Source organism: Komagataeibacter intermedius TF2 (genome assembly GCF_000964425.1).
Classification (GTDB): domain Bacteria; phylum Pseudomonadota; class Alphaproteobacteria; order Acetobacterales; family Acetobacteraceae; genus Komagataeibacter; species Komagataeibacter intermedius.
In genome coordinates this window covers 25,313-33,391 of the sequence record NZ_BANF01000035.1, presented here as the reverse complement: position 1 = coordinate 33,391, position 8,079 = coordinate 25,313, and the positions used below count along the sequence as shown (strand labels likewise).

The following is an 8,079-nucleotide window of genomic DNA, read 5'->3' as shown; positions in this document are numbered from 1 at the left end:
AAAATGGGCTCATATAGGTCAAAGGTGATAGCCCGTAGTATAAGCTCATTCCATCGGAAAATGCCATAAATGCATCAACGGCCTGTACTATGAGATGGCGAAACTGACAAGCATTGCCCAGTATACACTGGTTATTGCCAGATGGGTGACAGGCGCCAGGGGATTCTTTTTCAGTTTCCATGAGCCGCATAATATGACCGACGTTGATGTTTCTGGCAGACACAGCCAGACGGATGCCACCAGTACCTCCCCGGGTACCTTGTACGATCCCGGCATGACACAGGTGTTGTACAACTTTCACAAGATGATTGTGCGAAATGCCCTGCAACTCAGTGATGTTCCTGACGGTAACACGCGAATCAGGATTACACGCCAAGTGGATCAACACACGGAAAGCGTAGTCGGTACGCAGCGAAAGAGGCATCAACCCCACCACCCATAGGCACGTGTTGACTGATTTTCCCAAGCAGCCTCTAAGAATATTGCCAACGGGCTGCTGTACCAGGCAACCGTGACGCAGGGCATTCGTGACATAGGGGAGTAGAGTACGCAAAATGGAGTTGCCTGCGCGTCTGTTCCTCTACTGTCATGAATTAGGTTACCTTCGAGTTTGGAAAGGTGACACACACACCAAATCCTCTGGCAGATCCTGTAAGTGGGGAACGTAAGCGCAGAGTAACGTCCATTTGGGTAGCGATATTACTGGCAATGGCGAGACCCAGGCCACTGCCATGATTACCGGTCCCGCCGCGCACGAATGGGCTAGTCAGCCGCTGGAATATGCCGGGTGGCAGCGCGGGGCAGTCATTGGTGATGTCGATTCCACCATCTGGTAGCACGGCCACCCGCACGGGCATATGGTGCCCTCCATGCAGCAGGGCGTTTTCAAGCAGGTTGCGCAACATGATGCCGGTCGCATCCATGTCACCATGTACGAATATGTGGTGAATCCCGTCTGGCGCGATGACAATGCCCTGCCCGTCACACGGATTATGCCCAAGATCATCGACAAGGACATGCACTACGGTCATCAGGTCGAAACGGTCGCGCCGGAAAGCGACGCCGGACGAGGCGCGGGAAAACTGCAGCAGTTTTTCCACCGTGCGGCCCAGCCTGCGGGTCCGGTCGGCAATGAGCTCCACCCGCCGGCCCGTATCCGAACCCGCCGGCATCAGTCGGCCCAGCATCTGTACCTGCGCCAGAAGGGCTCCAAGCGGGTTACGCAGTTCATGCGCAGCGCTTGCGGCAAAGGCGCGCTCGGTAGAGAGCGCTGCCTCCAACCGCGCCAACAGCGTATTGATCGAGCGCTGGATGGAGACTAGTTCGTCAGGGAGATCAAGGGGGGGAATGGGCTGAAGGTTGCCGCTGCCACGTGCGCGCATCTCGTCATGCAGCAGGTCCAGCGGGCGCAGGGCGCGCCGCACGATCAGGCGCACCAGCCACCAGATCACCGGCATGAAAAGCAGCATGGGCACGACAGAGATCAGCATCGCGCGCCGGACGGCCTCGCGCCGGTGGAAGGTCGGTTCCCCCACAAGAACGCGGTATTTCTCCGCCACGGGTGACGCGACATAAACGCGAAAATGCGGAACATTAGCAAACCCGGTCCGCCACGCGCGCTCGAATGCGTCCTGCGGGGCATTCTGGGAACGCAACACGACATGCCCGGTCACATCCACGATCTGATAGGCCAGGGTGCGTGGCCCGACTTCCGGCAGCCAGGCGATGGATGACGCCGCACCCGGATCATGCAGTCGTGTCTCCACAGCCGTCTGCAGGCGCTCGGAAACTTCCTGCAGCGAGTTGTCCAGCCGTTCCGTTACCTCGTAGCGGGTAAATCCACCTACCGCGACACTGAGGATCAGCAGCCCCAGTATCACGACCATGAGTACGCTGCTGATGATCCGGGTAGACAGGCTCCAGCTTTTCATGCGCCGTCCCTTGCATCGAGGCAGTAGCCACGGCCGCGTATGGTCCGGATGACCGTGTTGCCGACCTTGCGCCGCAGGCGGCTGATGAAAACCTCGACGGTATTGCTGTCCACGTCCCGGTCCAGCGCATACAGCGCGGTGTCAATCTGCTGGCGCGAATAGATCCGGCCCGGACTGCGCGACAGCAGTTCCATGATGCTCCATTCCCGCGCGGTCAGGTCCAGCCGCTCGCCATCACGCGATACAGACCGGTTCTCCCGGTCTATCGTAATCTCTCCCACGCGGCAGTGCGCGTGCCTGCGCGGCGATGCATACCGGCGGGCCACTGCCGCAATACGGGCCACGAGTTCATTCAGGTCATAGGGCTTGACGATATAATCATCTGCCCCTTCGGACAGACCCGCGATACGGTCACTGATCTGGTCCTCTGCCGTGGTGATGAGGATGGCGATGTCTGATGATGTCCGACGGACCTCACGCAACAGGTCGCGCCCACTTCCATCGGGCAGGCCAAGGTCGAGCAGCATGAAATCATAATCCACCGTTGCCATGGCCGCGCGCGCGTCCTCCAGCGTCGTGAACCAGTCCACGGCATGCCCGTCCAGACCCACGCGCTCCTGCACCGCCACACCCAGATCGTATTCATCCTCGACAATAAGGATACGCATCAGTCCTGATCCTTTTCCCGCATGACCCGGGCATACAGTGATGGCAGCACAAGCAGGGTCAGCAACGTGGACGTGACCAGCCCGCCGATCACCACACTGGCCAGCGGGCGCTCGACTTCCGCGCCCGCACTTTCGGAAAACGCCATGGGAAAAAAGCCAAGGCTGGCGACAAGGGCTGTAGCCATGACGGGACGGAAGCGGGATTCCGCGGCCGCAAAGGCCGCCTGTGCCACGGCCATTCCCCGTGCCCGCAGGGCTGCGATCTCACTGACCAGCACCACGCCATTCAGGATCGCCACGCCAAACAGCGCGATGAAGCCGATCCCCGCCGAAATGCTGAACGGCATGCCGCGCAGCGTCAGCGCCACGATGCCGCCGGTTGCCGCCACCGGCAGGTTGACGAACACCAGCAGCGCGGGCCGCACTGCGCCAAACGCCACCACCAGCAGCGCAAAGATCAGGCCAAGGGCAACGGGCAGCACGATCTCCAGCCGCCTTGTAGCTGATTGCAGGTTACGGAACTGCCCGTCCCACTGCATGGTATAGCCCGCGGGCAGCTTCACGTCCCGCGCCACACGGGCCTGTGCTTCGGCTACATAGGAAGACAGATCACGCCCGCGCACATTGGCCTGCACCACCATGCGCCGGCGTACCCGGTCGCGGCTTATGCGCGGCGGCCCATCGACTTCATGCACATGCGCCACCTGTGACAGCATCGCATTCCCCTGCCCGTCCATCCGCCGGACCTGCAGCGCGCCAATGGCGGCGGCGGATGTCGCCACGCGGGGGTCAAGGCGGACCTGCGTGCCGATGATGGCGTTATCCACGATCACCGGCCGGGCGCCGATATGCCCGCCTATGGCCTCCACCGTATCGAGAATGTCCTGCACCGCCACATTGCGGCTGGCAGCCTGCGTGCGGTCAATGTCGACCACGATCAGCGGCACGGTGCCGTCCCCCGCAGCCGCCACGTCCGCTGCCCCCTTCACGCCGGACATAGCCGCCACCACCCGGTCACCCAGCTCGGCCAGCATGGCCAGGTCATCGCCAAAGATCGAGACGGCAATCTGCGTGCGCACGCCAGAGAGCAGGTCATCCATGCGCATCTGCACCGGCTGGCTCCATGAATACAGCGCATCGGGCAGTTCGCGCCGCAGGGTATCATCCATCGCGGCGACCAGCCCCGCCTGCGTGCGGGCGGTTTTCCATGTGGCGGGTGGGTTGAGGAAGATGAAGCTGTCGGTCTCGTTCACGCCCATCGGGTCGGTGGGAATGGCCGATGTGCCGGTATTGCTGACCACCGCGCGCACTTCGGGGAAGCGGCGCAGGATCTGCTCCTGCTTCGTGACTGACGCCAGAACCGTATCAAGCGAGGCCGAGGGCAGCCGCGTGGTGGTGACCGCCAGCGCCCCTTCATCAAGCTGGGGAATGAACTCACCGCCCAGCCTCATCGCAAGCCCCGCTGAAAGGGCCAGCACCACCAGCGTACCGCCAAACAGGATGCGTGGATGGGTTTCCCCCCATGTCACCATATGGGTATAGGGCCGGCGCAGGAAGGCAATCAGCCGCGTATCACCCGCAGGCCGCACGCCCCCCAGCGCAAGGGCGGCCAGAACGGGCACGCAGATGAAGCAGTACGCCAGCGACGCCAGCAGCGCCATGATGACCGTCTGCGCCATGGGGCGGAACATGTGCCCCTCGATCCCCTGCAGGGTCAGGATCGGCAGATAGACCATGATGATGACCAGTATGGCAAACCCCACCGGGCGCATGACCTGCTGCACGGAGGAGATGACCAGCGGAATGAATTCGGCGTCCGGCTCCTCCTCCCTGCGCGACAGCACATGTTCGATCACCACCAGCGAACCATCGACAATCATGCCGAAATCGATTGCGCCAAGGCTGAGCAGGTTGGCCGAGATACCGAACTGCCGCATGCCCGCCATCGCGCAGACAAGGGCAACCGGAATGACCGAGGCAATGACAAGGGCGGCCTGCCAGCTCCCGATCACCACCACCAGCACCCCCACCACCAGCACGGCGCCCATGACCAGGTTGTCACGCACGGTGGCGATGGTCTGCCCGGTCAGGGTGGCGCGGGTGTAATAGGGTTCGATCGTGACGCCTGCGGGCAAAGCCTGCCGTATGCCCGGCAGCGCACGGTTGATGGCGGCAAGCGTTGCGTTGGAACTCGCCCCGCTTTCCATCATCACCACGCCGATCACGATCTCGCCCTGCCCGTCACGCGTTACCGCCCCCAGACGGGTGCGCGCGCCTGCGCGCACGCGGCCAAGATCGCGCAGCCGCACGGCGGACCCATCGGGGTTGGTGCGCACGGCAATGTTGCCAAAGTCGGCCAGGCTGCCGACCAGCCCGCGTCCGACCACGCTCTGCTGTTCGGCATGGTGCGTGATCCATCCGCCGCCGGATGCCGCGTTGCCGGCATCCACCGCACGATAGACCTCGCCTACCGAAAGGTTGCTGCCGATCAGCCGCGCGGGGTCCAGCGTCACCTCATAGGTTTCTTCCGCCCCGCCATTGACGTTGACATCCACCACACCGGGTACAAGACGCATCTGCGGCACCACGGTCCAGTTCATGATGCGGTTGAGTTCCATGAGCGAACCCCCCGCGCCACGGATCTGGAACTGCATGATCTCGCCCATGCCGGTAGCCAGCGGCCCCATGCTGACGGTAATGCCGGGCACGGATATGCTGGCGCGCGCCTGCTGTATGCGCTCGTTCACGCGGGTGCGGTCCAGGTTGATGTCGGTATCATCGGCAAACTGCACATACACCACCGAGACGCCGCCGCGCGATACGGAACGCAGGTCAGTCATGCCGGGGATTCCGGTCATGCTGGTCTCGACGGGAAAGGTGATGAGTTTTTCCACTTCCTCCGTCGCAAGGCCCGGCGCCACGACCGAGACGAGAACCTGCCGGGGCGAAATATCCGGCACCGCTTCCACCGGCAGGCCCAGGACAGTCATGATGCCCGCGGCCAGCAGCAGGCCAAGACCGCCCAGCACCAGCATGCGCGCGCGGATCAGGGTGGCAAGGTAGGCATGTGCCATCAGTCTGCATCCATTCCGGCCAGACCGATGACGGAACGCAGGGCAAAACTACCATGACCCACCACCGGCTCGCCCTCTGTCAGGCCGGAACGCAGCACTGCCTGCCGCCCGTCATCCAGTGCCACATCGACCACGACCGGCCGGTAGTCCGTCGCGTTCACCCGCACGAACACGACGCTGCGCCCGTCAATCTGCTGGATGGCTTCGGACGGCACGACAAGACCCGCCACGCTGTCACGCTGAGCCAGTGCGGAATCCAGCACCATACCGGGCACCAGCGCGCCAGTGGGGTTTGACACACGGCTTATGACCCGGACCAGCCCGGTCAGGGAACTGGCCATCCCGTCCACCGTATCGATACGGGATGTAAACGGGCCGTCTGCCGTCCGCGTTACCTGCTGGCCGCCTGGTGCGATCCGCGCCGCCTGGTCCGGCGGGATGTCGGAGACAAGCCATATGCTGGACAGATCCGCGACGGTGGCCACATCCATGCTCGGGTCCACATCACCCGCCACTGACGTACCGATCACCTGCACCATGCCGTTGACAGGGGAGATCAGGGTCGAGGTTTCGTCTTCCGCGCCCTGACTGTCCTGCTCCGATGATGAATTGAACTCCTCGGCAAAACGGTGGCCCAACGTGTCCACATCCGCCTGGCGTGCACGCATGGTGGCATCCGCCTGTGCCAGCACGTCCTGCCTGCGGCGCAGTTCGGCCAATGATATGCTCTCGCCAGCCAGTGCCCTAGCCCGCTGCACCGCGCCTGCCGCATCGGTCCGGGCCGCAATGGCGGCAGCAAGCGCTGCACGCATCTGAACCGCCTGCAGGCGCGCAACATGCAGGGAATGATCCTGATAGCGCACCAGCGCCTGCCCCCGCTGCACGGATGCTCCGGGCTGTACCAGTACTGCCAGCACCTTGCCACTGCCGGCGGGATGGATATGAACGACCCGCGTCGTATCGGGCATGACCCGGCTCATGACCGGCAGCATGGGTGCCACGCGACCCGGCGTGGCTGTGACGATGGTTACCCCTTCATTGGCAACCGCCGCCCCGTCCAGCTTCACGATCGGGGGCAGCGTCCCCTCCCCGGCATGGGCAGGCAGGGCGGACAGGCCGAGAAGAAACAGGATGGAGGCAATCCGCTTCATGGCACGACACCTGTTGCAATCAGCATGCGGATGCTGGCGACATGCCATTCCACTTCAGCCCGGACACTGGCCAGTCGGGTATTGGCGGCCGCCTGCCGGGCGGCAAGCGCCGTATCCACACCGGCTTCGCCTACTTGCCAGGCCCGTTCCTGCGCCTGGGCCCGCTTTTCCATATTCTCTGCGGCACTGCGGGTAGCCTGTCGTGCCGTGGTGGCCGCGATCAGGCGTTCACGCACGCGCATCATTTCCAGATGCACCATGCGCCGCGCCTGCGTTTCCTGGCTGGTGGCCGTGGCCAGGCGGTTGCGGGCTTCGGACATGATGGGGGTGTTACGGACCTCGCTGGGCAGGGGGATGCTGAAATTCACGCCCACACGATCATCCCACGGGCTGCCGTACTGCTTTTCATGAATGGCGTCCACGCCGATTTCCGGGTTGGGCATGAACGAACGGCGCGCCAGTTTCATGTTCGCTTCGGCGGCTTCCACATTGCGGTGCGCGACCTTTATGCGGGGATCGTTGTCTTCCATGTCGCGCGGGCTGACAAAACGGGCCTGCGTCACGTCGCCGCCACCATAACGGCTCAGGTCAGGCACAACCGGGCGCCCCAGCAGCACCTCCAGGGCCGTAGTCGCGTTCTGCGCTTCCTCCTGTGCCAGGGCCAGTTCATTGCGCGCGTTCTCCATCGCCGCCTGCGCCATCTGCCCATCGACCGAGGCCAGTTCCCCACCATGCACCGCATGCGTCGCATTGCCGGCCATGCGCGCTGTCGCATCGTACAGGGCATGGGCCACATCCATCCGGGTACGGGCAATCAGGGCGGCGGCAGCTGCGTCCAGCACCCGGATGGATAGCGCCATGTGTTCGACATTGAGCTGCTCATCAATCGACGCGGCTTCCGCGCTGGCTACCTGTTTTGTTGCACTGCCCTGCCCCGGCAACCACAGCGGCACCGATACGCCGCCCTGATAGGTTGTATAGCCTTCGTTACTGCCCAGCATGTGGTCATCCATGTATTCACCCGACAGGGTCGGGCCGCCGGCAAACCATGACCCGGCAGCGCTGGCGCGGGCGCGGGCGGAATGATGGCCGACCTGAAGTTCGGTGCGGACGGGATCGATCGCCCAGGCCATGCCGACGGCTTCATGGAAGGATGGGCCAGGGCGGGCGTCCTGGGCCAGGGCCATCCATGGCAGGGCACAGGCCATGGCGATCGACACGATGGGGGGGATGGGGGGGATGGCGCGGTTCATGC

6 protein-coding genes are annotated in these 8,079 nt (G+C 63.5%); all 6 read right to left on the bottom strand.

The window, feature by feature from the left end; all coding sequences use genetic code 11:
- Positions 1–424 (bottom strand): RrF2 family transcriptional regulator (locus B7449_RS06960; RefSeq protein ID WP_082084792.1); only part of this gene is annotated, 424 nt, incomplete at its 3' end.
- 169 nt (positions 425–593) lie between these two features.
- On the bottom strand, positions 594–1,931 hold the full coding sequence (locus B7449_RS06955; protein WP_007396722.1) for a histidine kinase dimerization/phospho-acceptor domain-containing protein: 1,338 nt from the start codon (positions 1,929–1,931) through the stop codon (positions 594–596).
- Positions 1,928–2,599, bottom strand: coding sequence for a response regulator transcription factor (locus B7449_RS06950; RefSeq protein WP_007396721.1), 672 nt, complete (start codon positions 2,597–2,599; stop codon positions 1,928–1,930). The genes B7449_RS06955 and B7449_RS06950 overlap by 4 nt, the downstream gene beginning before the upstream one ends.
- Positions 2,599–5,673, bottom strand: coding sequence for an efflux RND transporter permease subunit (locus B7449_RS06945; protein ID WP_019086193.1), 3,075 nt, complete (start codon positions 5,671–5,673; stop codon positions 2,599–2,601). Before B7449_RS06945 ends, B7449_RS06950 begins: the two co-directional genes overlap by 1 nt.
- Entirely contained in the window at positions 5,673–6,824 is a 1,152-nt protein-coding gene (locus B7449_RS06940; RefSeq protein ID WP_019086194.1) for an efflux RND transporter periplasmic adaptor subunit, read from the bottom strand. Before B7449_RS06940 ends, B7449_RS06945 begins: the two co-directional genes overlap by 1 nt.
- Positions 6,821–8,077, bottom strand: coding sequence for a TolC family protein (locus tag B7449_RS06935; RefSeq protein WP_019086195.1), 1,257 nt, complete (start codon positions 8,075–8,077; stop codon positions 6,821–6,823). Before B7449_RS06935 ends, B7449_RS06940 begins: the two co-directional genes overlap by 4 nt.
- Positions 8,078–8,079 lie beyond the last annotated feature (2 nt).